General features: G+C 72.4%; 21 protein-coding genes and 1 tRNA gene. 11 read left to right on the top strand and 11 right to left on the bottom strand.

All coding sequences use genetic code 11. The annotated features are described in order from the left end of the window. Positions 1 to 55: 55 nt before the first annotated feature. The gene (locus tag ACFYVJ_RS21805) at positions 56 to 223 is read right to left on the bottom strand and encodes a hypothetical protein (RefSeq protein ID WP_388893816.1); all 168 of its coding nucleotides are present in this window, start codon (positions 221 to 223) and stop codon (positions 56 to 58) included. 51 nt (positions 224 to 274) lie between these two features. Continuing rightward, entirely contained in the window at positions 275 to 1,114 is an 840-nt protein-coding gene (locus ACFYVJ_RS21800) for a serine hydrolase domain-containing protein (RefSeq protein ID WP_388893814.1), read from the bottom strand. A gap of 86 nt (positions 1,115 to 1,200) precedes the next feature. Between ACFYVJ_RS21800 and ACFYVJ_RS21795 the strand changes: the two genes are divergently transcribed. Together ACFYVJ_RS21795 and ACFYVJ_RS21790 are read left to right on the top strand one after the other, a co-directional pair. Beyond that, the gene (locus ACFYVJ_RS21795; RefSeq protein ID WP_388893812.1) at positions 1,201 to 1,614 is read left to right on the top strand and encodes a MerR family transcriptional regulator; all 414 of its coding nucleotides are present in this window, start codon (positions 1,201 to 1,203) and stop codon (positions 1,612 to 1,614) included. Continuing rightward, positions 1,602 to 2,624, top strand: a complete 1,023-nt coding sequence (locus ACFYVJ_RS21790; protein WP_388893810.1) for an aldo/keto reductase — start codon at positions 1,602 to 1,604, stop codon at positions 2,622 to 2,624. The genes ACFYVJ_RS21795 and ACFYVJ_RS21790 overlap by 13 nt, the downstream gene beginning before the upstream one ends. Positions 2,625 to 2,834: 210 nt before the next feature. On the opposite strand, the gene aceE is transcribed toward ACFYVJ_RS21790, so the two are convergent. Then, entirely contained in the window at positions 2,835 to 5,582 is a 2,748-nt protein-coding gene (gene aceE / locus ACFYVJ_RS21785) for a pyruvate dehydrogenase (acetyl-transferring), homodimeric type (RefSeq protein WP_388893808.1), read from the bottom strand. A 372-nt stretch (positions 5,583 to 5,954) separates the two neighbouring features. Between aceE and ACFYVJ_RS21780 the strand changes: the two genes are divergently transcribed. The 4 genes from ACFYVJ_RS21780 (at position 5,955) to ACFYVJ_RS21765 (ending at position 9,304) form a co-directional block, all read left to right on the top strand. Then, positions 5,955 to 6,395 (top strand): DUF3052 domain-containing protein, encoded by a 441-nt coding sequence (locus ACFYVJ_RS21780; RefSeq protein ID WP_047015555.1) that lies wholly within the window; start codon positions 5,955 to 5,957, stop codon positions 6,393 to 6,395. A gap of 181 nt (positions 6,396 to 6,576) precedes the next feature. Beyond that, entirely contained in the window at positions 6,577 to 7,062 is a 486-nt protein-coding gene (locus ACFYVJ_RS21775; RefSeq protein ID WP_388893806.1) for a peroxiredoxin, read from the top strand. A 263-nt stretch (positions 7,063 to 7,325) separates the two neighbouring features. After that, the gene (locus ACFYVJ_RS21770) at positions 7,326 to 8,480 is read left to right on the top strand and encodes a DUF475 domain-containing protein (protein ID WP_388893804.1); all 1,155 of its coding nucleotides are present in this window, start codon (positions 7,326 to 7,328) and stop codon (positions 8,478 to 8,480) included. Between the two features lie 89 nt (positions 8,481 to 8,569). Next, on the top strand, positions 8,570 to 9,304 hold the full coding sequence (locus ACFYVJ_RS21765; RefSeq protein WP_388893802.1) for a Tellurium resistance: 735 nt from the start codon (positions 8,570 to 8,572) through the stop codon (positions 9,302 to 9,304). Positions 9,305 to 9,319: 15 nt separating this feature from the next. On the opposite strand, the gene ACFYVJ_RS21760 is transcribed toward ACFYVJ_RS21765, so the two are convergent. Beyond that, a complete protein-coding gene (locus ACFYVJ_RS21760) occupies positions 9,320 to 10,108 on the bottom strand; it encodes a TerD family protein (RefSeq protein ID WP_388893800.1) in 789 nt (262 codons plus the stop codon). Positions 10,109 to 10,310: 202 nt separating this feature from the next. Here ACFYVJ_RS21760 and ACFYVJ_RS21755 point away from each other — a divergent pair, with 202 nt between their 5' ends. The 4 genes from ACFYVJ_RS21755 to ACFYVJ_RS21740 all read left to right on the top strand — a co-directional run bounded on the left by ACFYVJ_RS21755 (position 10,311) and on the right by ACFYVJ_RS21740 (position 16,025). Continuing rightward, the gene (locus tag ACFYVJ_RS21755) at positions 10,311 to 11,495 is read left to right on the top strand and encodes an HpcH/HpaI aldolase/citrate lyase family protein (RefSeq protein ID WP_388893798.1); all 1,185 of its coding nucleotides are present in this window, start codon (positions 10,311 to 10,313) and stop codon (positions 11,493 to 11,495) included. Positions 11,496 to 11,578: 83 nt separating this feature from the next. Beyond that, entirely contained in the window at positions 11,579 to 14,500 is a 2,922-nt protein-coding gene (locus tag ACFYVJ_RS21750; protein WP_388893900.1) for a phosphoribosyltransferase domain-containing protein, read from the top strand. Beyond that, positions 14,497 to 15,351 (top strand): HAD family hydrolase, encoded by an 855-nt coding sequence (locus ACFYVJ_RS21745; protein WP_388893796.1) that lies wholly within the window; start codon positions 14,497 to 14,499, stop codon positions 15,349 to 15,351. The genes ACFYVJ_RS21750 and ACFYVJ_RS21745 overlap by 4 nt, the downstream gene beginning before the upstream one ends. Further along, positions 15,348 to 16,025: an O-methyltransferase gene (locus tag ACFYVJ_RS21740; protein WP_388893794.1), complete on the top strand. Its 678-nt coding sequence runs from the start codon at positions 15,348 to 15,350 to the stop codon at positions 16,023 to 16,025. Before ACFYVJ_RS21745 ends, ACFYVJ_RS21740 begins: the two co-directional genes overlap by 4 nt. On the opposite strand, the gene ACFYVJ_RS21735 is transcribed toward ACFYVJ_RS21740, so the two are convergent. The 3 genes from ACFYVJ_RS21735 to ACFYVJ_RS21725 form a co-directional block, all read right to left on the bottom strand. Beyond that, positions 16,003 to 16,671 (bottom strand): DUF4383 domain-containing protein, encoded by a 669-nt coding sequence (locus ACFYVJ_RS21735; protein ID WP_388893792.1) that lies wholly within the window; start codon positions 16,669 to 16,671, stop codon positions 16,003 to 16,005. The genes ACFYVJ_RS21740 and ACFYVJ_RS21735 overlap by 23 nt on opposite strands. A 113-nt stretch (positions 16,672 to 16,784) precedes the next feature. After that, positions 16,785 to 16,997, bottom strand: a complete 213-nt coding sequence (locus tag ACFYVJ_RS21730) for a zinc ribbon domain-containing protein (RefSeq protein ID WP_388893790.1) — start codon at positions 16,995 to 16,997, stop codon at positions 16,785 to 16,787. 69 nt (positions 16,998 to 17,066) lie between these two features. Beyond that, positions 17,067 to 18,338 carry a hypothetical protein gene (locus ACFYVJ_RS21725; protein WP_388893788.1) on the bottom strand — a complete coding sequence of 424 codons (1,272 nt, stop codon included), beginning with the start codon at positions 18,336 to 18,338 and terminating at the stop codon, positions 17,067 to 17,069. 144 nt (positions 18,339 to 18,482) lie between these two features. Here ACFYVJ_RS21725 and ACFYVJ_RS21720 point away from each other — a divergent pair. Continuing rightward, positions 18,483 to 18,554 (top strand) — tRNA-Val (locus tag ACFYVJ_RS21720). Positions 18,555 to 18,904: 350 nt separating this feature from the next. Here ACFYVJ_RS21720 and ACFYVJ_RS21715 read toward each other — a convergent pair. From ACFYVJ_RS21715 to ACFYVJ_RS21700, 4 genes are all read right to left on the bottom strand, one after another. Further along, positions 18,905 to 19,747: a BTAD domain-containing putative transcriptional regulator gene (locus ACFYVJ_RS21715; protein WP_388893786.1), complete on the bottom strand. Its 843-nt coding sequence runs from the start codon at positions 19,745 to 19,747 to the stop codon at positions 18,905 to 18,907. A 15-nt stretch (positions 19,748 to 19,762) separates the two neighbouring features. Beyond that, positions 19,763 to 20,365 carry a TetR-like C-terminal domain-containing protein gene (locus ACFYVJ_RS21710; RefSeq protein WP_388893784.1) on the bottom strand — a complete coding sequence of 201 codons (603 nt, stop codon included), beginning with the start codon at positions 20,363 to 20,365 and terminating at the stop codon, positions 19,763 to 19,765. A 138-nt stretch (positions 20,366 to 20,503) separates the two neighbouring features. After that, positions 20,504 to 21,937 carry an FAD-dependent oxidoreductase gene (locus ACFYVJ_RS21705; RefSeq protein ID WP_388893782.1) on the bottom strand — a complete coding sequence of 478 codons (1,434 nt, stop codon included), beginning with the start codon at positions 21,935 to 21,937 and terminating at the stop codon, positions 20,504 to 20,506. Positions 21,938 to 22,039: 102 nt separating this feature from the next. Next, the gene (locus ACFYVJ_RS21700; RefSeq protein ID WP_388893780.1) at positions 22,040 to 23,659 is read right to left on the bottom strand and encodes a class I adenylate-forming enzyme family protein; all 1,620 of its coding nucleotides are present in this window, start codon (positions 23,657 to 23,659) and stop codon (positions 22,040 to 22,042) included. Positions 23,660 to 23,704 lie beyond the last annotated feature (45 nt).

Genomic DNA, 23,704 nt, shown 5'->3' with positions numbered 1-23,704 from the left:
CAGCCACACGCGGCGGGTGCCCGGGACTGCCGCGCGGGACGTGCCCGTACGCCCCTCACGCCTCGGCGGGCCGGGCGTCCTCGGGTGGCCCGTCCGCGGCGGCGTCCCCCGGTGCGTCCGCCGGCTCCGTCTCCTCGGCCAGCTTCACCACCGCCACCGCCGCGACCACCACCCCCGCGACCGTGACCAACTTCTCTAACGCGCTGCCGAATCCGAAAAGCATGCGAACCTCCCCCTCGTCGGCCACCAGCCTAGCGGCGACCAGTGACAGAGGTCACTTGCCCGCCGCCAGCTCCGCCAGCACCCCGTCCGTGAACGGGGGCCACGCCTCGGTCGCCCAGTCCCCGAACCCCTTGTCCGCCAGCGCCACGCACGCCGCCCCGTGCCCCGCCGCCGTCGGCGCCTCCGGGTCCACCCACAGGAACGTGCCCGACTGGCCGAAGTGCCCGTACGTGGCCGGGGACGACGACGCCCCCGTCCAGTGCGGCGACTTCCCGTCGCGGATCTCGAAGCCCAGGCCCCAGTCGTTCGGGTTCATGTGGCCGTAGCCCGGCAGCACGCCCTTCAGGCCGGGGAAGCAGACCGACGTCGCCTCCGCGTGCGTCTCGTCCGAGACCAGCCGCGGCACCAGCAGCTCGCCCGCGAACGCGGCCAGGTCCGCGACCGTCGACGTGGCGTCCTTCGCCGGGGAGCCGTCCAGCGTCGTCGCCGTCATGCCCAGCGGCACGAACACCGCCTCCCGCACGTACTCCGCCAGCGGTATGTCCGTCGCCTTCGCGAGGTGGTCGCCCAGGACCTCGAAGCCGGCGTTCGAGTACAGCCTGCGGGTGCCCGGCGCCGCCATCACCCGGTGCTCGTCGAAAGCGAGCCCGGAGGTGTGCGCCAGCAGGTGGCGTACGGTCGAGCCCTCGGGACCCGCCGGCTCGTCCAGCTCCAGCGCGCCCTCCTCGACGGCCACCAGCACCGCGTACGCCACCAGCGGTTTCGTCACCGACGCCAGGGGGAAGCGGTGGTCCGCCGGGCCGTGGGCTCCGGCGAGCGAGCCGTCGGCGCGCACCGCCGCGGCCGCCGCCGTAGGGGCGGGCCACGACTCGATCACAAGCAGGCTGTCCATGCGCCGAGCCTAACCCGCACATATCTTGTTGCTTGGAGTGCACTCCAAGTCAGTAGCGTCGACGCGTCGAGAGTGGGGAGCCTGCAATGAGCCTGACCACAGCGGCCCGGGTACGCCCCGAGGGCCAAGAGCACTTCTCCATCAGCGAGGTCGTCTCCTTCACGGGGCTGAGCGCGCACACCCTGCGCTGGTACGAGCGCATCGGGCTGCTCAACGACGTCCACCGCTCGCACACCGGGCAGCGCCTCTACACCAACGACGACCTCGACTGGCTCGACTTCGTCCGCAAGCTGCGGCTCACCGGGATGCCGGTCGCCGACATGGTGCGCTACGCCGAGCTCGTCCGGGCCGGCGACCAGACGATGACCGAGCGCACCCAGCTCTTCCGCGAGCACCGCGAGGTGGTCAGGCAGCAGATCGCGGATCTGCAGACGACGCTCGCCGTCCTTGACTTCAAGATCGAATTCTACGAGGGAGTAGCCTCCGGATGCACTCCATGAACACCCCCGTCGCCACCGTCCCCCTCGGCACCGACGGGCCCCGGGTCGGGGTCCAGGGCCTCGGCTGCATGGGCATGAGCTTCGCGTACGGGCCCACCGACGCGGACGCCGCCCTGGCCACCCTGGACCGCGCCCTCGAACTCGGCATCACCCTGTACGACACCGCCGACATGTACGGCGACGGCGAGAACGAGAAGTTCATCGCCCCCTTCATCCGCGCCCACCGGGACGCCGTCACCCTGGCCTCCAAGTTCTCGCTCTCCACCGATCCGGAGGATCCGCAGAAGCGCGTGATCCGCAACGACCGGCCCTATCTGCGCTCCTGCATCGAGGGCAGCCTGCGCCGGCTCGGCGTGGAGACCATCGACCTGTACTACATGCACCGCCGCGACCTGCGCGTCCCGATCGAGGACGCGGTCGGCTTCATGGCCGAGCTGGTCCAGGAGGGCAAGGTGCGCCACCTCGGGCTGAGCGAGGTCACCGGCGCGGAGCTGCGCGCGGCGCACGCGGTGCACCCGATCGCGGCCGTGCAGTCGGAGTGGTCGGTCTTCAGCCGGGACGTGGAGCGGACGGCGGTGCCCGCGGCGCAGGAGCTGGGCGTCGCCTTCGTGCCGTACTCGCCGCTCGGCCGGGGCTTCCTCACCGGGGCCTTCGTCAACGCCGAGGAGGACCTGACCGCCGACGACTTCCGCCGGACGATGCCGCGCTTCACCGGCGGCAACGGCGCGAAGAACGCCGAACTGCTCGCGCCGCTGCGGCAGGTCGCCGAGGCGCACGGGGCGACGCCGGCGCAGATCGCGCTCGCGTGGGTGCACGGGCAGGCGGCGCTGCGCGGGATGACGGTGGTGCCGATCCCGGGGACGCGGAAGCCGTCGCGGGTGGCGGAGAACGCCGCGGCGACGGTGATCGAGCTGACGGAGGCGGAGCGGGCGCTGTTGGAGCCGCTGGCCGGTCAGGTCGCGGGGCCGCGGTCCGCGGACGTCAACTTCACGTCGGCGGGCCGGGAGTAGCGCGGGCGGTACGGTGCCGGGCCGCCCGGAGCGGCACCGGCCGACCGCGCCGGTCCGTCCGCGGGCGGGCCGCCCGGCACACACGACGGCCGGTCCCGTACGAGACGTACGGGACCGGCCGTCGTGCGTGTCACGGTCCCGGGCGCGGCCCCGGCAGGACCGGCGTCGCCGCCCGTCCCCGCCGGCCCCCGCGCCCCCGGGCGGGAGGCGTCAGGCGTCGCCGCCCGCCGCCCCCGGGTCGGCGGCCGCCACGTCGAGAAGCTGGTACCGGTCGATCGCCTGCTTCAGCACGGACCGGTCCACCTTCCCCTCCTTCGCCAGCTCCGTCAGCACCCCCACCACGATCGACTGCGCGTCGATGTGGAAGAAGCGCCGCGCCCCGCCGCGGGTGTCGGCGAAGCCGAAGCCGTCCGCGCCCAGCGACTGGTACGTGCCCGGCACCCACCGCGCGATCTGGTCGGGTACGGACCGCATCCAGTCCGACACCGCCACGAACGGCCCCTCGGCCCCGGCGAGCTTCCGCGTCACCCACGGCACCCGCTGCTCCTCCTCCGGGTGCAGCAGGTTGTGCCGCTCGGTCTCGACGGCCTCCCGGCGCAGCTCGTTCCAGGAGGTGGCGGACCACACGTCGGCGCGTACGTCCCACTCCTCGGCCAGGATCCGCTGCGCCTCCAGCGCCCACGGCACGGCCACGCCGGACGCCATGACCTGCGCCGGGATCCGGCCCGCCGCCGCGGGCGACAGCCTGTGGATGCCCTTGACGATGCCCTCGACGTCGACGTTCTCCGGCTCGGCCGGGTGCACGATCGGCTCGTTGTACACGGTCAGGTAGTAGAAGACGTCCTCGCCGTGCGGGTGCTCGGGCGACGAGCCGTACATCCGCCGCAGGCCGTCCTGCACGATGTGCGCGATCTCGAAGCCGAACGCCGGGTCGTACGCCACGGCCGCCGGGTTCGTCGACGCCAGGAGCTGGGAGTGGCCGTCGGCGTGCTGCAGGCCCTCGCCGGTGAGCGTGGTGCGTCCCGCGGTGGCGCCGATGACGAAGCCGCGGCCGAGCTGGTCGGCCATCGCCCAGAACTGGTCGCCGGTGCGCTGGAAGCCGAACATCGAGTAGAAGACGTAGACCGGGATCAGCGGCTCGCCGTGGGTGGCGTACGCGGTGCCGGCGGCGGTCAGCGCGGCCGTACAGCCGGCCTCGGAGATGCCGTCGTGCAGGAGCTGCCCGGTGGGCGACTCCTTGTAGGCGAGGAGCAGCTCGCGGTCCACGGACTCGTAGGTCTGGCCGAGCGGGTTGTAGATCTTGGCGCTCGGGAAGAAGGAGTCCATGCCGAACGTGCGGTACTCGTCCGGCGCGATCGGCACGAACCGCTTGCCGATCTCCTTGTCCCGCATCAGGTCCTTCAGCAGCCGCACGAACGCCATCGTGGTGGCGATCGCCTGGGTGCCGGAGCCCTTCTTGACGGCCGCGTAGGTCTTGTCGTCCGGCAGCTTCAGCGGCTGGGAGCGCACCACGCGCGTCGGTACGTAGCCGCCGAGGGCCTGCCGGCGGTCGTGCATGTACTGGATCTCCTCGGAGTCCCGGCCCGGGTGGTAGTACGGCGGGAGGCCGTCCTCCAGGTCCTTGTCCGGGATGGGGAGGTGCAGCCGGTCGCGGAACCGCTTGAGGTCCTCGACCGTGAGCTTCTTCATCTGGTGCGTGGCGTTGCGGCCCTCGAAGTTCGGGCCGAGGGTCCAGCCCTTGATGGTCTGGGCGAGGATGACGGTCGGCTGGCCCTTGTGCGCGACGGCGGCCTCGAAGGCGGCGTACACCTTGCGGTGGTCGTGTCCGCCGCGGCCGAGGTGGAGGAGCTGGTCGTCGGTCATGTCCTCGACCATGCGGCGCAGCCGCAGGTCGTCGCCGAAGAAGTGCTCGCGGATGTACGCGCCGGATTCGGTGGCGTACGTCTGGAACTGGCCGTCGGGAGTCGTGTTCAGCTTGTTGACCAGGGCGCCGTCGCGGTCCTGGGCGAGCAGCGGGTCCCAGGAGCGGTCCCAGACCAGCTTGATCACGTTCCAGCCGGCGCCGCGGAAGTACGACTCCAGCTCCTGGATGATCTTCCCGTTGCCGCGGACGGGGCCGTCGAGCCGCTGGAGGTTGCAGTTCACCACGAAGGTGAGGTTGTCCAGCCCTTCGCGGGCCGGCAGGGACAACTGGCCGAGCGACTCCGGCTCGTCCATCTCGCCGTCGCCGAGGAACGCCCACACGTGCGAGTTCGAGGTGTCGGCGATGCCGCGGGCCTGCATGTAGCGGTTCATCCGGGCCTGGTGGATGGCGCCCAGCGGGCCGAGGCCCATGGAGACCGTGGGGAACTCCCAGAAGTCCGGCATGTTCCGCGGGTGCGGGTAGCTGGAGAGGCCGTTGGGGGCCTTGGAGTGCTCCTGCCGGAAGCCGTCGAGCTGGGCTTCGCTGAGGCGGTCGAGCAGGAAGGCGCGGGCGTAGATGCCGGGCGAGGCGTGGCCCTGGAAGAAGACCTGGTCACCGCCGTCGCCGCGGTCCTTGCCGCGGAAGAAGTGGTTGAAGCCCACGTCGTAGAGCGACGCGGACGAGGCGAAGGTGGCGATGTGCCCGCCGACGCCGATGCCGGGGCGCTGGGCCCGGGAGACCATCACGGCCGCGTTCCAGCGGGTCGCGTTCAGGACCTTGCGCTCGATCTCCTCGTTGCCGGGGAAGAACGGCTCGTCCTTGGTCGCGATGGTGTTGACGTAGTCCGTGCTGCGCATCTCGGGCACTGCCACACGCTTCTCGCGGGCGCGTTCGATGAGGCGGAGCATGAGATAGCGGGCTCGTTCCCGGCCCCGCTCGTCGACGGCCGCGTCGAGCGAGTCGAGCCACTCCTGGGTCTCCTCGGGATCGAAATCCGGGACCTGGCTGGGAAGGCCGCCAATGATGATCGGGTTGCGATCGGATCCGGAAGCCACGCTGTTCCTTCGCTGTACGTATCGGTATTCGGACTGCTCGCAGATGAGAGGTCTGGCGCTGATTCCCATCGTCTACCGCGGTTGCGGCCACGTCATCTCTACTGTTTGGTAACCCTGTATTCGTTCGACCGGGGCTCCACCGACACGGCCGTGGAGGGGCCGTACGGGCTGATCGCCAGCGTACCCGCAGGCAACCCGGGCGACTGCGCCCCCTGGTCCAGGGGTGCCCTCCATAGGGCGGGATCGGCCGCCGGGTACTTGCGCGATTCGCCCGGCACGTGTGGACTACGCCCATCGCCTCGCGTGCGCGCGGGTGTGATGCTGATTTCGGATGACATCGGAAGACACAGGCATACGAGCAGGAGGCAATCCGTGAGCGCGACCGCGGACCACGCGGAGGAGCGGACCAACCCCGCCACCAGGCTGGGTTTCCAGGCCGGAGAGGTGGTCCAGGAGATCGGTTACGACGACGACACCGATCAGGAGCTTCGCGAGGCCATCGAATCGATCACCGGGCAGAACCTCGTCGACGAGGACTACGACGACGTCGCGGACGCCGTCGTGCTCTGGTTCCGCGAGGACGACGGCGATCTGACGGATGCGCTGGTGGACGCCACCACCATGATCGACGAAGGCGCCCCGGTCTGGCTCATGACGCCCAAGACCGGCCGTGACGGCTACGTCGAGCCCAGCGACATCGGCGAGGCGGCGCAGACCGCCGGTCTGGCCCAGACCAAGAGCATCAACGCGGGTACGGACTGGAGCGGCAGCCGGTTGGTGACCCCGAAGGGGGCCCGCTCGACCAAGCGCTGACACGTCTTTCGCCGGGGCTGCCCGTGCGGTCCCGCAGTTCCGCGCGGGCAGCCCCCCGCGATGCCGCGCGGCCGGGATCCCGGCCGCGCGACGGGATCCCGGTGCGGGGCGGCGCCCGCCCCGCCCGTACGCTCGTGACCCGGCAGAGGTTCGCTGGACCGGCAGACCGGAGGTCGCGGAGATGGCACTGGACGGGATCGAGGCGCTGGCGCCCGGCGCCGAGGCGCCGGACTTCGCGCTGCGCAACGAGCACGGCGAGACCGTGCGGCTCTCGGACCACCGCGGCGAGAAGGCGGTCGTCCTGCTCTTCTTCCCGTACGCCTTCACCGGCGTCTGCACGGGCGAGCTGTGCGCGCTGCGCGACCGGCTGCCCGCCTTCGTCAACGACGAGGTCCAGCTTCTCGCCGTCTCCTGTGACACGCCGTTCGCCCTGCGCGTCTTCGCCGACCGGGAGGGCTTCGGCTACCCGCTGCTCAGCGACTTCTGGCCGCACGGCGCCACGGCGCGGGCGTACGGCGTCTTCGACGAGGAGAAGGGCTGCGCGGTCCGCGGCACCTTCATCATCGACACCGCGGGGACGGTGCGCTGGACGGTCGTCAACGACCTGCCGGACGCCCGGGACCTCGACGAGTACGTGGCCGCGCTGAAGGCCCTCGCCCCCGCCTGACGCCCCGCTCGGGGCCCGCCGGCGTTCGTTCGGATGTTCGGCAGGGTGGACGTGTGTGGCCGGAATCCTGCACTATCCGGCAGTGGCGCGGCTCTTGACGCTTCCGGACCCGGGAAATGTGGGGGCTTGACACCGCCGGGGAAGATGGGGTCACGACGTACGTGCCGGGTGCTGGTGAACCGTGCGGGTACGGTGACGACAGCCCCCGTGCCGCGCAGCGCCGCGGAGAAGGACGGACACACGATGAGAATGGACGACTGCCAGTGGTGCTGAAAACCTTCGGCTGGTCTTTCGCGGTGACCGCCGCCGGCCTCGCCTGTGCCGCGATCTTCTGGGGGTGGGAGGCGTTCGTCCTGGTGGCGATGCTCTCCATCCTGGAGATCTCGCTCTCCTTCGACAACGCGGTCGTCAACGCCGGCGTGCTGAAGAAGATGAACGCCTTCTGGCAGAAGATCTTCCTCACCATCGGCATCCTCATCGCCGTCTTCGGTATGCGCCTGGTCTTCCCCGTGGCGATCGTCGCGATCACCGCCAAGGTCGGACCGATCGAGGCGATCGAACTGGCCCTGGACGACCCCGACCACTACGAGGAACTCGTCACCGACGCGCACCCCTCGATCGCCGCGTTCGGCGGGATGTTCCTGCTGATGATCTTCCTGGAGTTCCTCTTCGCCGAGCGGGAGCACAAGTGGATCCCGTTCCTTGAGAAGCCGCTCTCCAAGGTCGGCCGCATCGACGCGATCTCCGTGTGCATCGCCCTGATCGTGCTGCTGACCACCGCGATGACGATCGCCACCAGCGCGATCCAGCATGGCGGAGGCCATGCGGACAAATCGGGGACGGTCATGTCCGCCGGCATCGCCGGCCTCATCACATACCTCATCGTCGGGGGCCTGTCCGGTCACTTCGAGAACAAGCTCGAAGAGGAGGAGGAACGGGAACACGAGGCGGAGGAGGCGGCCAAGCGCTCCGGCCAGCAGCCGTCCGCCGTGGGGCTCGCGGGCAAGGCCGCGTTCTTCATGTTCCTCTACCTCGAGGTGCTGGACGCCTCGTTCTCCTTCGACGGCGTCATCGGCGCCTTCGCCATCACCAACCACATCTTCTGGATGGCGCTGGGCCTGGGCATCGGCGCGATGTACGTCCGGTCGCTGACGGTCTACCTCGTCCGCCAGGGCACCCTCGATGAGTACGTGTACCTGGAGCATGGTGCGCACTACGCGATCGGTGCCCTGGCGACCATCCTGCTGATCACCATCAAGTGGCACATCCACGAGGTCATCACCGGAAGCATCGGCGTCGCCCTCATCGCCCTCTCCTTCTACTCCTCCGTCCGCCGCAACCGGCGCATCGAGCGAGAGGGCGGAGACGGCGGCGGAGACGACGAACCGGCCGAAAAGGAGCTTCCCTCCCGCGTGTAGGTTCCGCGCGGTCCGAGATGCGGAAGGATTCCCCTCGGGGCCGGTCGACCGACCGGGCCCGAGGGGTTTCCCACGTCTGGGGGTGCGAGGTGTCGTTCTGGGGCAACTGGCGGCGGGAGGGGGTGCCGCAGTTCGACAGCGCGGGCTCGTCGTACGCGGTGCAGCTCACCAAGCGCAAGCCGCTGCTCTCACTGACCCGGCAGGGATCCGACACCGGGAACCTGCGCATCAACCTGTCCTGGCGGATGCGCACCGCCGACCTCGGCGGCCGCACCCGCATGGGCGGCGGGACGCTGCTGCACCCGGCGAAGCTGTTCCGGCCGGAGATCGTGCAGGCGCAGGGCCCTGCCGTCGTCAACGTCGACCTCGACCTGGCGTGCATGTACGAGCTGGAGGACGGCACCAAGGGCGTGGTGCAGCCGCTGGGCAACCTCCTCGGCGACATCAACGACCCGCCGTACATCAAGCTCAGCGGCGACGACAGGTTCGGCTCCGGCTCGGGCGAGACGGTGTACGTCAACCTCGACCACAAGGAGGCGTTCCGGCGGCTGCTGGTGTTCGTCTACATCTACGACGGCACCCCCGCGTTCGACCGTACGCAGGCCGTCGTCACGCTCTATCCGACCAGCGGGCCGCGGGTGGAGATCGAGCTGGACGAGCGGGCGCCGGAGGCGCGGTCGTGCGCGGTGCTGCTGATCGAGAACAAGAAGGGCGAGCTCACGGTGCGGCGCGAGGTGCGCTACGTGTACGGGTTCCAGTCGGAGCTGGACCGGCTGTACGGCTGGGGGCTGGTGTGGGGGCGCGGGTACAAGACGAAGACGTGAGCGCCCGGGCGGCGGTCAGCGGCCGATGAACTGCGGGCCCTGGGGCGGGAGGGTGAACGCCGGGGGGTAGCCGTACGCGATGGGGGGCGCGGGCTGCGGCTGCGGCTGGGCGGCGGCGGGCTGGGGGCTCTGCGGGGCCTGCTGGGCCTGTGCCGCTTGTGCCGCCTGTGCCGCTTGTGCTGCGCCCGGTGCGGGCCGGCCGCCGGAGGCCGGGTCGTTCCCGGAGTCGGGCGTCGGGTGGTGCCCGGTGTCCGTCTCGTCCACCGAGATGCCGAACTCGCCGGCGACGCCGACCAGGCCCGTGGTGTACCCCTTCGTCACCGCCCGGAACTGCCAGCCGCCGCCGGCCCGCCGCAGCTCGCCGCAGATGAGCGCCGACGACGCGCCGCCGTCGGGCTGGATGTCCACGTACGCGACGGGCTCGCCGCCCGCCGCGTCGCCGCTCCCGGCGTCGTGCAGCTCGACCCGCAGGTTCCGCACCCGCGCGAGGGTGCCGCCGTCGGCCGAGGCGATCAGCACCATCCGGTCGACCGACGGGTCCTGCCGGGCGAGCTGCGCCTCGACGGAGTCGGTCAGCCCCTCGCCCTGCCGCTTCTTCGGCAGCTTGCGGGCGAGCCCTGAGGGGTGGCGGGGCTGGTTGTAGAAGACGAAGTCGGCGTCGGAGCGCACCCGGCCGTTCTCGTCGAGGAGGATGACGCAGGCGTCGACGTCCGGGACGCCGGCCCCCGGGGTCCAGCGCAGCACGGCCCGTACCGCAGGGACGGATACGGACATGTCGGATCCCTGCGCCATGGCGTGCGTCATGCGGGCTATCCTGCCCTGTCGCCCGCGGCGGCCACAATGCGGGGCGATCGGGGAACGGTGGAGGGCTCCCGGACGTCCCTTTTACCGAATCATCGCCTTTCCTCGACCTTCTTTTACCCGCCTTCCCCCGCCCGCCTCCTCACCCCACTTCCCTCACCCACGCCGGCCCCGCCCCGGCCGCGTCGACCCTTGGGAGCACCGCATGCGCCACTTCGGGCACGTCTCCCCGGACGTGCGTGCCGGGCTGTTCCACCGCGAGCCGGCCGAGTTCACCGCCGACGCCCCGCCGGACGAGCTGGCCATGGCCCTCGGCGCGACCCTCTACAGCCCCGCCACCCGCCCGCAGCTCGCGCGCGACATCCGCGTCCAGGCGGCGCGGGGGGTGGTGTCGATGGTGCTGTGCCTGGAGGACTCCATAGCGGACGACGAGGTGCCGGAGGCGGAGGCCAACGTCGTACGGCAGCTCGGGGAGCTGGAGCGGCAGGGCGCGGCCGGTGCCCTGCCGCTGCTGTTCGTCCGTACCCGGGAGGCGGGCCAGATCCCCGATCTGGTGGCCCGGCTGGGTCCCGCGGCGCGGCTGCTTTCTGGGTTCGTGCTGCCGAAGTTCACGGCGGTGCAGGGGGTGGCGTTCCTGGAGTCGGTCATCAAGGCGGAGCAGGTGCTGGCGCCGGGCGGGCGGCGGCTGTACGCGATGCCGGTGGTGGAGTCGCCGGAGGTGCTGCACCTGGAGTCGCGGGCGGCGGCGCTGCGGGGGATCGCGCGGGTGCTGGGGCAGTACCGGGAGCGGGTGCTCGCGGTACGGCTCGGGGTCACGGACTTCTGCGCCGCGTACGGGCTGCGGCGGTCGCCGGACATGACGGCGTACGACGTGCAGTTGGTGGCGGCGGCGATCGGGGACGTGGTGAACGTCTTCGGGCGGGCGGACGGCAGCGGCTTCACGGTCACGGGCCCCGTGTGGGAGTACTTCCGCCAGCAGGAACGATTGTTCAAGCCGCAGTTGCGGAGCAGCCCGTTCGCGGCCGGGCGGGCGGAGGAGCTGCGGGCGGCGCTCATCGAGCACGACATGGACGGCCTGCTGCGGGAGATCTCGCTGGACCGCGCGAACGGGCTGCAGGGCAAGACGTGCATCCACCCGAGCCATGTGGCGCCGGTGCACGCGCTGTCGGTGGTGAGCCACGAGGAGTACGTGGACGCGACGGACATCGTGCGCAAGTCCGGTGCGGGCGGCGGGGTGATGCGGTCCGCGTACACGAACAAGATGAACGAGGCGAAGCCGCACCGGGCGTGGGCCGAGCGGACGCTGCGGCGGGCGCGGGTGTTCGGGGTGGCGCGGGAGGACACGACGTTCGTGGAGCTGCTGGCGGCGGCGGGACGGGGGGAGAGCTGATGGCCGGGAACGCGGGCGCGGGCGCCGGTTCGGGTTCCGGCCGTGGGCCGGGCGGCGGTTCCGCGGTGTGGCCGGGGGAATGGGTGGAGAGCCGGCTCGGGGTGGAACTGTCGGGCCCGGCGGAGCTACGGGACCTGGTGGGCCTGGCGCTGCGCCGCAACCCGCGCCGGGCGCACCTGCTGGTCTCCACGGTGCTGGGCAAGCACGTCCCGCAGCGCCCGGGCCGCATCCACGGCGCCGGCCTGCGCCTCGGCGGCCTCGCCCGGGACCTGCTGGGCCCCGGGGCCGCGGCCCGGGCGGTGGTCCTCGGCTACGCCGAGACGGCGACGGGCCTGGGCCACTGCGTGGCGGACGGCCTGGGGGCGAGCGCGTACCTGCACTCCACCCGCCGGGCGGTCCCCGGGGTACGGCGGGCCGCGGGCTTCGAGGAGGAGCACAGCCACGCGACGGAGCACCTGCTGCTCCCGGCGGACCCCGGCCTGCTGACGGGGGAGGGCCCGCTGGTGCTGGTCGACGACGAACTGTCGACGGGCCGCACCCTGCGCAACACGATCGCAGCCCTGCACGCGGCCCGCCCCCGGGCCCGGTACGTGGTGGCGGCCCTGACGGACATGCGCTCGGAGGAGGACCGCAGGGCTCTGGAGAAGTCGGCTGCCGACCTTGGCACGCGGGTGGACGTGGTGTCGCTCACGTCGGGAACGGTACGGCTGCCGCCGGACGTGCTGAGCCGCGGCGCGGAACTGGTGGCCCAGCACGAGGCGCCTGCCGCGGGCACGGCGGGGCCGGCGGGGCCGGCGTCGGACGGGTCGGATGCGGCGGGGATCGGCCGCGGACTGAAGGGGGTGGCTTCGCCCGGAGGTCACGAGGGGCTGGATGCGGCGGGGGGTTCGCCGGGCGGTGCGACCTTGGCGGAGCCGGGGGCCGGCCGCGGTCCGGTGACCGGGCCGGCTGACGCCGGTGGCGGGGAGCACGAGGCGCTCGCCGCGGAGGCGGCACCCGCTGCGCGGGACGCGGCGGCAGCGGCGACCGGGCCCGCGAAGGTGTCGCCGCCGGTCGCCCCCGACGCCACGGGGCCGGCGGCCACCGTGGCGGAGCCCGGCACGGTCGGCGGCCGGGCGCCAGGGCGCTCCGCGCCCGCGCCGGGCGGTGCCCCGGCCGTTTCTGGTGCCCCGGCCGTCTCCGGTATCGCTGCCGTCGCCGGCGGCGGGCTGCCGGAGCGTTCGGGGGGCTCGGGGGCGGGGCCCCTGGGGGCCGGGAAGGGGCGGGGCCGGGGGACGACTGCCGCCGTCGTGCGCCGTGTTGCGCTGGGGTGGCCCGCCGGGTTGCCCGACGGAGGAAGGCACGGGTTCGGCGGCGGGCACCGTGCGCGGCTCGATGACGCCCTGCCCGGGATGGCCGGCCGTATCGCCGGGGCCCTCGGCCTCCCCGCGTCCCCGGCAAAGCCGCCCCGCCTGCTCGTGCTCGGGACCGAGGAGCTGATGTATGCGCCCCTCCGGCTCGCCACCGCGCTGGAAGACCTTCTCCCCGGCGCCGACGTGCGGTTCTCCTCCACCACCCGCTCGCCCGTCCTGCCCGTCGACCACCCCGGCTACGCCATCCGCAGCCGGCTCACCTTCCCCGCCCACGACGCCTCCGACGGCACCCGCTACGCGTACAACGTCACGGGCGCCGACGCCTACGACGCCGTCCTCGTCGTCACCGACTCCGCCGCCGACACCCCCGCCCTGCACGCCCCCGGGGGGCTCCTCGACGTGCTCGCCCCGCACACCGGCCGGGTACTCCTCGCCGTGATCCCCTCCTACGTGCCCCCCGCCGCCGGGCCCGGGCCCGCGGCCCTGGCCGAGCCCCTGCGCGGGCCCGCGTTCTCCTCCTACGCCCCCGACGACGTCGGCTGGCTCCTCAAGGACCTCTCCGACGTCGCCCTCGAAGCCCCCACGGAGGAGCGCGAGGAGGCCATCCAGCGCGGCGGCGCGCACTACGCCGAGTCGCTGCCCGTCGAGTACCAGCCCAGCCCCGACTACGTACGCCTCTTCCACAGCGCCCTCGACGCCACCGCGGGCCGCATCGCCGAGGCCGTCGCCACCGTCACCGAGACCGTGCTCGCCGAGCGGTCGCCCGCACCCGTGCTCGTCTCCCTCGCCCGCGCCGGCACCCCCGTGGGGATCCTGATGCGCCGCTGGGCCCGGCACGCCCACGGGCTCGACCTGCCGCACTACGCCGTCTCCATCGTCCGCGGCCGCGGCATCGACACGGCCGCCCTGCGCCGGCTCGCCGCCGACCACGACCCCGCCGACGTCGTGTTCGTCGACGGCTGGACCGGCAAGGGCGCCATCGCCCGCGAACTCGCCGCCGCGCTCCGCGACTTCCCCGGCTTCGACCCACGGCTCGCCGTCCTCGCCGACCCGGGCCGCTGCGTGGACACGTACGGCACCCGCGAGGACTTCCTCATCCCCTCCGCCTGCCTCAACTCCACGGTCTCCGGCCTCATATCCCGCACCGTGCTGCGCGCCGACCTCATCGGCCCCGCCGACTACCACGGCGCGAAGTTCTACCGCGAGCTGGCAGGCGACGACCTCTCGGGACACTTCCTCGACGCCGTCACCGCCCGCTTCCCCGCCCCCGCCGCCGTCCGCCCCATGCCGGCGGCCGCCGAGCGCGAGCCGACCTGGGCGGGCTGGGCCGCGGTCGAGCGGATCAGCGAGGCGTACGGCATCGGGGACGTGAACCTCGTCAAGCCCGGTGTCGGCGAGACGACGCGCGTGATGCTGCGCCGGGTGCCGTGGCGCGTGCTGGCGCGGCGCGGCGCGGGGGCCGACCTTGACCACGTACGGCTGCTCGCGGAGCAGCGGGGGGTGCCGGTGGAGGAGACGGACGATCTGCCGTACACCTGCGTGGGGTTGATCCACCCCCGGTACACCCGCGGGGCGACCGGCGCGGACGGCACCGCGGCCGCGACGCCCCCGGGCACCAACCTCCCCGACGCCCCTGGAGCGCCTGCCCTGTGACGATCATCGCCAGCGACCTCGACCGCACCCTCATCTACTCCCCGGCGGCCCTCGCCCTCGGCATGCCCGACGCCGCCGCGCCGCGCCTGCTGTGCGTCGAGGTCTACGAGGGCAGGCCGCTGTCGTTCCTGACCGAGACCGCCGCCGCGCTGCTCGCGGAACTCGCGCGCCGGGCCCACTTCGTGCCGGTGACGACGCGCACCCGCGAGCAGTACGGCCGCGTCCGGCTGCCCGGGCCGCCGCCGCGGTACGCGATCTGCGCCAACGGCGGCCACCTGCTGGTCGACGGCGAGGCCGACGCCGGCTGGCGGGCGCGCGTGGGCCGGGAGCTGGCGGCCGGGAGCGCGCCGCTGGCGGAGGTCCGCGCGCACCTGGAACGGGCGGCGGACCCGGCGTGGCTGCGGAAGCTGCGGACGGCGGAGGACCTGTTCGCGTACCTGGTGGTGGAGCGGGCGGCCGTGCCGGAGGAGTGGCTGAAGGAACTGGGAGAGTGGGCCGAGGGCCGGGGGTGGTCCGTCTCGGCGCAGGGGCGGAAGGTCTACGCGGTGCCGCGGCCGCTGACGAAGAGCGCGGCGGTCGCGGAGGTCGTACGGCGGGTGGGCGAGCCGGCGGACGGCGCGGCGGACCGCGCGGCGGCCGGGTCCCCGGACCTCGCGCCCGCGCCCGTGCTCGCCGCCGGGGACTCCCTGCTCGACACCGACCTCCTCCTCGCCGCCGACCGCGCCTGGCGGCCCGGCCACGGCGAACTGGCCGCCCGCGGCTGGACCGCGCCGCACGTCACGGCGCTCGACGAGCGCGGCGCGGCAGCGGGCGAGGAGATTCTGCGGCAGATGGCAGGATGCCTCCCATGACCTCTCCCTCTCCCGCGGGCCGGGACAAGCGACCTGACCAGACGCCCGAGCTGTACCGGTACGTGCTGGACCACAACCCGCCGCTGGACGCGGTGCAGCGCGATCTGGTGGAGCTGACGCACAGCCGCTTCCCGGACTCGGCGAGCATGCAGTCCGCGCAGGAGCAGGGTCCGCTGCTGGCGTTCCTGGTACGTCTCGTCGGTGCCCGGCACGTCGTGGAGGTGGGCACGTTCACCGGGTTCTCGTCGCTGTCCATGGCGCAGGCGCTGCCGGCCGACGGGAAGCTGGTGGCGCTCGACGTCTCCGAGGAGTGGACGGCGTACGCGCGCGAGGCATGGGAGAAGGGCGGCGTCGCGGACCGCGTCGAGTTGCGGCTCGGGCCCGCGGCGGAGTCGCTGCGGGCGATGCCCGCGGAGCCGCACATCGACCTGGCGTACCTGGACGCCGACAAGGGCGGCTACGTCGGGTACTGGGAGGAACTGGTGCCGCGGATGCGGCCCGGCGGGCTGATCGTCGCGGACAACGTGCTCTTCCACGGCCGGGTCGCCGACCCGGACGCCACCGGCGGGGCGGCGGCGATCCGGGCGTTCAACGACCACGTGGTGGCGGACGCCCGGATGGACTCGGTGCTGCTGACGGTCGCGGACGGTCTCACCGTCGCGCGGCGCCGGTAGCGGCCCGCGCCTCCTCCTCGTCCTCCGCTGCCTCCTCCTCATCCTGCGCTGCCGCCTCTTCCTCGTTGCGGGTGCGCCAGTACGGGTTGTCGTGGGGGAGGCGGCCGCTGACGCGCCCGTACATCCCGAACATCGCCAGCACCACGCCGAGGATGAAGCTGAACAGCACGTTCTGCATCCTGAAGGCGAAGAAGTTCCAACTCGTGTCCAGGACGGCGAGGTTGACGAATCCGCTGAGGATGAACAGCCCGCCGAGGACCATGTTGAGCGTCGAGGCGAAGTTGCCGCCGCGGACCATGCCGTAGAGCAGCACCACACCGGCGGCGATGGACAGGACGCTCAGCGCGCCGTTGCTGTTCAGGCCGAGGGTCTGGTGGCCGCCGGTGTCGAAGAACCCGATCTCGTCGACGAGGCCGAGGATGCCGAACACCAGCAGGAAGAGGCCGGCGATGCCGGCACCGGCGCGGTAGATGTTGCTGAGGTGGTGGTCGACGGGCAGATGCTCGTCGAGCTTGGTGTGCTGGTGCGCGGGATGCCCGATGTTGACGCGGTCCTGGAGGGCTTCGCGGCTGCCGGGCACGTGCTCCTTGGGCGGTTCGGCCAGCGGGTGCGGCAGGGACTCCATGACGTGCTCCTGCTCGGCCATGGCGGACCTCCTTACGGCGGTCGTACTGCAGGTGCCGTTATCCAGGATCAGCCCGGTCCGCATTCAGGGGCAAATCGCCCAGGTGGGACGCCGTACGGTACGGCGCCACGCGGCTACGCGCAGCAACCGCCGCCGCAGCACCCGCCCCCGCCGCCACCGGCCTGCGGCGCGGCTCCGGCGGCGCCGCCGACGGCGACGGTGGAGAGGAGCTTGACGGTGTCGTCGTGGCCCTGCGGGCAGTCCGCGGGCGCGGAGGACTCGGCCATGGGACGGCTGACCTCGAAGGTCGTCCCGCAGGACCGGCAGCGGTACTCGTATCGCGGCATGGCGGACAGCCTATCGCTGGTACGGAACGTGGCGTAGGGCGCGCGGGGCGGCGAGGGTCGCGGCCGGGGTCAGCGGGCGGTGCCGGCGCCCCGCTCGGTCCGTATCGCCTGGACCACCTCGGCGACCGTCTCGCGCACCGCCTCCAGCTCCTCCAGGAAGCTCCAGTAGTCGGGATGCCGCCCCGTGAGGGCCGCCTCCGCCCGGTCCACGCGCTCGACCGCCGCGTCCAGCGGCCCCGCGTGCCGGGGGTCGGGGCGGTCGCGGCCCGCCATCGCGAGGCGCTGCGCGTCGCGGATGGCGAAGCGGGTGCGGTTCACCTCCGAGGTGCGGTCCTTCTCCACCGCGTAGAGGCGGTGGAGCCGGTCGCGGGTGGCGTCCACGGCCTCGTCGGTCTGGTTCAGCAGCGCCCGTACGCTCGCCAGCAGCGCGGTCGCGTCCGGCCAGCGCTGCTCGCGGCGGGCCCGGGAGGCGCCGGCGATCTTCTCCTCCGCCTCGGTCACGGCCTGCGCGGCGCGGTCGGGGACCTCCTGCAGATCGCGCCAGCAGGCCAGCGCGAAGCGCCGGCGCAGCTCGCTGAGCACCGGCTTGACCTTCTCCGCGCGGGTGGCCAGGGCCTGCGCGCGGGTGCGCAGGCTGACCAGGCGGCGGTCGATCTCCTCGGCGCGCTGCGGCAACTGCACGGCCTCGCTGCGCAGCGCCTCGGCGTCACGCTGCACGCCCACGGCGCGGTGGATGGTCTCCTGCACGCCGTGCCGCCCGGCGCCCTCGTTGAGCTTCGTCAGCTCCGGGCCGAGCCCGGCCAGGCGGGCGGCCAGATCGTCGGCCTGGAAGCCCTTGCCGCGCACCTCGTCCAGTGCTGTCGTCGCGGCGAGCAGCGCCTGCCGGGCCCGCTCCACGGCGGGCGCGAGCCGGGCGAGCTGGCTCTCGGCCTGGTCGAGGAGGGGGCCGAGGCCGTGCGCGAAGTGGTTGAGGTCGGAGCGGACCTTCTCCAGCCCGTTGGTGGCCTGCTGCAGCTCCTGCCGGGCGCGGGAGGCGGTGCCGTGGTCGAGGTCGTCGCGGTCGAGGTCGTAGGAGTCGACGGCGCTGATGTACGTGTGGCTGACCTCGTCGATGCGCCGGCCCAGGTCGGCGAAGTCGGAGGTCGCCTTGCGGGCGGCCGGCGAGTCGTCGACGGCGGCGATCGTCTCCACGGAGATGCGCAGGTCGCGCTGCGCGGTATCCAGCTCGTAGAACGCGGTCGCGGCGGCGTCCTTGGCCGCCTGTGCCTCGGCCCGAGCCCCGTCGCCCCGGTCTCCCCAGCCCCACCGCCGGGTGCCGCCTCCGCCTCCGCCGAATGCCACGAGACCCCTTTCCGTGCCGTGCGCTCCCCTGGAGACTCATTCTCCCACCAGGGCTGAACGAACACACGGCCCACGACGATCCCCGCCGCCCCCCCTGGCTGGTCGATCGCCGCCGGCGGGGCACGATACGCTGTCCCCGCATCCGGGCGCGTAGCTCAGCGGTAGAGCGCTGCCCTTACAAGGCAGATGTCGGCGGTTCGAACCCGTCCGCGCCCACCCGGCTGACCAGCGACGAAGCCCCGCACCGAGACAGGTGCGGGGCTTTTTCGCGGTGGTCACCTTTCCGGCAGGTCCCGTAGGAAGCGGGACGATTTTCCTGCCTGGCCGGTGTACCCGCGGCGCTGGTAGAACCTGTGCGCGTCCGTCCGCCGGTCCGCGCTGGTGACTTCCATCCGGAGACACCCACGGCTGGCGGCGAAGGACTCCGCGGCCGCGATACGTGCCCGCCGGCGGCACCGAACCTGTCCGCGCCGACCCGCTCACCGCAGGTCCACCGGGGCGGCCGCCGGTGGTGGGCGGCCGGCCCGGGTGGGTGAGTCGGTCCGCGGGTGGACGGTGCGGGCGGGCTAGCCCGCCCGGGCGGCTCCGTGCGGGAGTGAGCCGGCGCTCTCGGGGTGTTCCGCTCGCCATGCCGACGGGTGCAGGAGCAGCAGGTCGCCGTTCAGGACCCGGCGGTGCAACTGCTGCATCTGGATGCCGGGTTCGATGGCCAGCTCCTTCACCAGCGTCGCGCGCAGCTTGGCGAAGGTGCTCAGCGCGTCGGCCTGGCGGCCCATGCGGTAGAGGGCGACCATCAGATGGGCGTGGAACTGCTCGTGCATGGGCAGTTCGGTGACCAGGGTCTGCAGGTCGCCGACCACCTCGTGGTGCCTGTTCAGGTGCAGCGCGGCACTGATGCGCTGTTCCAGGGCGGAGATACGGGCCTCGCCCAGGCGGACGGCCGTGCTGTTGAGCAGGGTGCCGTGGGGGATGTCGGAGAGCAGCGGGCCCCGCCACAGCTCCAGCGCGGTGCGCTGCAGCTCCGCGGCCAGGTCGTAGTCCCCGCGGTCCATGGCCTTGCGGCCCTGCGCGTACAGCTCCTCGAACCGCACCAGGTCCAGTTGCGCGTCGTTCAGCAGCAGCATGTAGCCGGGCGCGCGGGTCACCAGGGCCTTGCGGCCGCCCTCGGCGTCGGCCTCCTGGAGCACCTTGCGGAGCTGGGAGACGTACACCTGCAGGGTGGTCATCGCGGTACGCGGCGGCTCGTCACCCCACAGCTCGTCGATCAGCCTGTCGATCGAGACGACCTTGTTCGCCCGGACGAGCAGCGTCGCGAGGACGACACGGAGCTTGGCGGCCCGGGGGGTCAGGTCGCCCCCGCCGGCCCGCCGCGCGTGTACTTCCAGCGGGCCCAGTATTCTGAACTCCACTGATCTCCTTGCCCCTTACTCGGTACGGTCCGGGCGCGACGCCAGGCCGCCCACGGCGTGGTCGGCGAGGGAGGCGCCGAGTTCGGCGGTGAGCGTTCCGGTGCCGAGGAGCAGACGGAACCAGATCGGGCCGAACACCATGTCGATCGCGGCGTCCAGATCGAGGTCCCGCCGGACCTGACCCGCCTCCTGAGCCGTACGGAAGCGCTTCGACGCGGCCGCGCGGTTGGGGGTGAAGACGCGGTCGAGGAAGACCTTCGCCAGCATCCGGTCGGTGTTGGCCTCGGCGGCGAGCGCCGCGATGTGGGGACCCACCCCGGGGTCGCCGAACGCCTCCGCGATGGACGTCAACTGGGACCGCAGATCGGCCTCGAAGTCGCCGGTGTCCGGGAACACCAGCCGGGGGGCCACCACGCCGAACAGCGCCTCGACGACCATCAGGCTCTTCGCGGGCCAGATCGCCCGCAGTTGCTGCTCGTCATGGCCGGCCAGCTTGGCGACGTCGGCCAGTTGTATGTCCTCGTACACCCGCTCCCGGCACAGTGTCACCACTGCCCGCAAGAAGTCCTGCCGCGCACCGGGGGACGGCTCCGCCACCGCAACCTGTTGCTCAGTCATGGGCCGAGTCTAGAGTTCGGTTTTCCCGGGCAGCAGCGATCCAGGTATGGCAAGGATCTGCCGTTTGGCTACGGGTCGCAGGACCCCCGCGCGCGGCGGGTGCACGGCGCCGGCGGCCCGGCGCCGTGCCCGCCGGACTCAGCGGTTGCCGCTGGCGATGCCCGGGGCGTCGTCGCCGGTCTGCGCTCCGGCGAGTACGGGTTCGGGCACCGTGATCGAGGCGCCGCGGCGCCGGAGGGCGGCCAGCACGACCCCCGGGCGGAACAGATGGGTCGGCGGTTCGAGCAGCATCACCACGCTGAAGAACGCCTTGCCCGCCACCGGGTTCACCAGCGCCTCCGCGCTGACGCGCTTGACGTACCAGTCGAGCATCCGCTCCAGGGCGTTGGGGCGGCCGCCGCCGACGGTCGTCGGGTAGCGGCGGTCCTCGCTGGTCGCCATGGTCCAGGGGTTGCGGATCGTACGGGCGACCATCTTCTGCGCCCTGTGCGTCATCCCCTTCCCGGCACCGTGCTTGGCCAGCAGCTTGCGCAGGGCGAGCCCCTCGAAGCAGGCCACCGACATGCCCTGGCCGTAGACCGGGTTGAAGGTGCACGCGGCGTCGCCGAGCACCAGGAAGCCGTCCGGGCGCCGGCTGAGCTTCTCGTAGTAGCGGCGCCGGTTCTGTGTGTTGCGGAAGCCGAACACGTTGGTGGCGGGCTCCGCGTTCTCGATCATCTTGTGGATCATGGGGCTGCGCAGTTCCTTCGCGAACTGCGTCCAGGCGTCGGACTCCGTCGGCGGCTCGTAGCCGCGCAGCCCGCCGAGGGCGACCAGCCAGCGGTTGTCCTCCACGGGTATGAGGAGCCCGAAGCGGGGGGTGGACAGCACCGGCTGGATCATCACGACATTGAACGACTCCTTCTCCGACTCCGGCGTACGGTGCAGCAGCCGCGAGGCGTACGCCATCCCGGAGTCGATCAGCTCCTCCTTCGGCTCCGGATACCCCAGGTCGCGGAGCCAGCTCGGCGCGTTGGAACCGCGACCGCTCGCGTCGACCACCAGCGGGGCCGTCAGCTCCTCCGGCTCGCCGCCCTTCTCCTGCGCGACGACGCCGCGCACCGCGTCCTGGGAGCAGAGCAGCGCGGAGACCGTGATGCCGTGGCGGATGGTGATGCGCGGGCTCTTGAGGACCCGTGAGCGCACGATCCAGTCGAGCATCGGCCGCGTGCAGGTGAGGAAGGAGCCAGCGCTGCCGCGGATGGCGGTGCCGCGGTCGTTCCAGCCGGCGTAGTCCAGCCAGAGCAGTTCGGCGGGCAGCTTCGTGCGGGTCGCGCCGGCCTCGACGAGTTCGTCGATGATGCCGGGAAGCAGCTCTTCGAGGGCGCGCTGGCCGCCCTCCATGAACGCGTGCGCGTGCCGGCCCTGGGGCACGCCGGGCCGGAAATCGGGACCGGTGGGCTCCCGGTCCCGTTCCAGCACGGTGACTTCGTCCATCACCTCGGAAAGGGCCCACGCGGCGAGCATGCCGGTCAGCCCTCCGCCGATGACGATGGCGCGCCCGCCCCTCGCTCCGGTGGATATGTCAGTCATCCGATTCTCTCCCCTGCGTTCCGAGTTCAGGTTTCTGCCGACCTGTGGGCACGCCTCATGACGGAAAAGACGGCCTGTCTCCCTCGGCTCCGGGCCGTCGTCTCAGGTCCAGCGGCCGGTGCCGAAGGTCTCCTCGCTGTTGAGCATCCGGTTGCGCAGTTGGGGCCGGCGGACCTTCCAGGTGCCGGTCCGCGGGAAGTCCTCCCACGGGATGACCCGTGGTGCGTCGAGCTCGGGCAGGTCCGCGGTGGCCCGCCGCCACTCCTGCTGGTCGAGGGGGGAGCCGTCGTACGTGCTGATCACCGGGAGCGGCAGCCCGTTCGGGTTGCCCAGGACGATGGCCTCGGTGACCGCGTCGAGGCGCTCGATCAGCAGGCTCTCCAGTTCGAGGCTGCTCATCCCGGGGATGCTGTCGACCTCGCGGTCGAGGATCTCCAGGCTGCCGGTGCGGGTGTGGACGCCGATGTCCCCGGTGTTCCACCAGCCGTCCCAGTCCTTCTCGCGGTGGCGCTCGGGCTCGCCGATGTAGGTGAGGCAGCGGCCCTTGGTGCGGATGAGCACGAGCCCCCGCTTGCCGCGCCCCTTGGGCTTGCGGGTCTCGGGGTCGACGACCCGGATACGGGTGACGAAGGGGATGGGGCGCCCGACGTTGTTGGTGATCGGCCCGCCGCGGGTGCCCGTGGCGCGCATCACCTTGCGCTTCGGGTAGACGGCCAGGGTCGCGGGCCCGATCTCACTCTGGCCCCAGCTCTGCCCCCACACCGCGCCGCGCCGCTTGGTGGCGGCCATGAAGGCGCGGACGGTGCTGGGGTGGATGGCGTCGAAGGTGCTGAGGTACGCCCGTATGTTCGTGAACAGCTCCGGATTCGTCCGGATCAGGTGCTCCCACAACTGGTAGATGTTGGGGCAGGCTTCCAGCGTCGTCGGACGGTGCTTGCTCAGCGTCTCCACGACCGTCGAGGGGTCCGCCTGGCTCAGCACCACGGCCTTGGCCGGCGGCAGCGCGAACTGGGCGAAGGTCCAGGTGACCGCGCGCGAGTGCACGAAGGAGATGCACGAGGCGATGGTGTCGTCGGGGCGCGTGGAGAGGAAGGGGATCCGCAGGGTCTCCAGCTTGGAGAGCACCCCGAGGAGCGTGTTCGCGGAGTGCGCGACGAACTTGGGGACGCCGGTGGTCCCGGAGGTGTGCGTGCACAGCATCGGCTCGCTGTTGTCCACGATGTCCGGCTGCGGGGCGTCCGCACCGGCGAACTCGGCCAGCGGCGTCACTCCTGACGGGCTGTCCGGCGCACCGTCGACGCAGACGACGCGGGTGGACTTGTCCACCAGCTTGATGCCCGCCCGGTCCGCGGCGCCGAGCACCTCGGCCGAGGCGACCAGCAGCTTCGGTTCGAGCCGCGGCATCATCCGGGCGAGCGTCTCCGAGTCGAACGTCGAGGTGATCATGGCAGGCAGGGCACCGATCCTGGCCACCGCGGCGGCCAGGACGATGGTGTCGAGGTGGTTGTTCTTGGCGAGGGCGACCCGGTCACCGCGACGCAGCCCGGCCGCCTTCAGCCGTCCCGACATGTCGGCCACCAGATTCGCCAGCGACGTGGCGTCGTGGGTCCTGGTGTCCGGCGCGATGGAGAACGGTATGTCCAGGTGCCACTCCGGCGCCTTGGCTCCGGCGTAGTGCTCGAAGAGCAGCCCGATGTTCTTGGGACGTGGGTTCTTTGGCATCGCGGAATCCCGCTTCGTAGAGGAAACGTGGGCTTGGGCCGGCAC

It is taken from the genome of Streptomyces sp. NPDC004134 (assembly GCF_042874195.1).
In the GTDB taxonomy this organism is placed as follows: Bacteria; Actinomycetota; Actinomycetes; order Streptomycetales; family Streptomycetaceae; genus Streptomyces.
Note: the sequence above shows the minus strand (reverse complement) of the source record. Positions and strands in the feature narration are given on the sequence as shown.

Coding starts and splice junctions, on each gene's coding strand:
- ACFYVJ_RS21805 (WP_388893816.1), bottom strand. CDS start 223: ATGCTTTTCGGATTCGGCAGCGCGTTAGAGAAGTTGGTCACGGTCGCG.
- ACFYVJ_RS21800 (WP_388893814.1), bottom strand. CDS start 1,114: ATGGACAGCCTGCTTGTGATCGAGTCGTGGCCCGCCCCTACGGCGGCG.
- ACFYVJ_RS21795 (WP_388893812.1), top strand. CDS start 1,201: ATGAGCCTGACCACAGCGGCCCGGGTACGCCCCGAGGGCCAAGAGCAC.
- ACFYVJ_RS21790 (WP_388893810.1), top strand. CDS start 1,602: ATGCACTCCATGAACACCCCCGTCGCCACCGTCCCCCTCGGCACCGAC.
- ACFYVJ_RS21775 (WP_388893806.1), top strand. CDS start 6,577: ATGGCACTGGACGGGATCGAGGCGCTGGCGCCCGGCGCCGAGGCGCCG.
- ACFYVJ_RS21760 (WP_388893800.1), bottom strand. CDS start 10,108: ATGACGCACGCCATGGCGCAGGGATCCGACATGTCCGTATCCGTCCCT.
- ACFYVJ_RS21755 (WP_388893798.1), top strand. CDS start 10,311: ATGCGCCACTTCGGGCACGTCTCCCCGGACGTGCGTGCCGGGCTGTTC.
- ACFYVJ_RS21740 (WP_388893794.1), top strand. CDS start 15,348: ATGACCTCTCCCTCTCCCGCGGGCCGGGACAAGCGACCTGACCAGACG.
- ACFYVJ_RS21735 (WP_388893792.1), bottom strand. CDS start 16,671: ATGGCCGAGCAGGAGCACGTCATGGAGTCCCTGCCGCACCCGCTGGCC.
- ACFYVJ_RS21730 (WP_388893790.1), bottom strand. CDS start 16,997: ATGCCGCGATACGAGTACCGCTGCCGGTCCTGCGGGACGACCTTCGAG.
- ACFYVJ_RS21710 (WP_388893784.1), bottom strand. CDS start 20,365: ATGACTGAGCAACAGGTTGCGGTGGCGGAGCCGTCCCCCGGTGCGCGG.
- ACFYVJ_RS21705 (WP_388893782.1), bottom strand. CDS start 21,937: ATGACTGACATATCCACCGGAGCGAGGGGCGGGCGCGCCATCGTCATC.
- ACFYVJ_RS21700 (WP_388893780.1), bottom strand. CDS start 23,659: ATGCCAAAGAACCCACGTCCCAAGAACATCGGGCTGCTCTTCGAGCAC.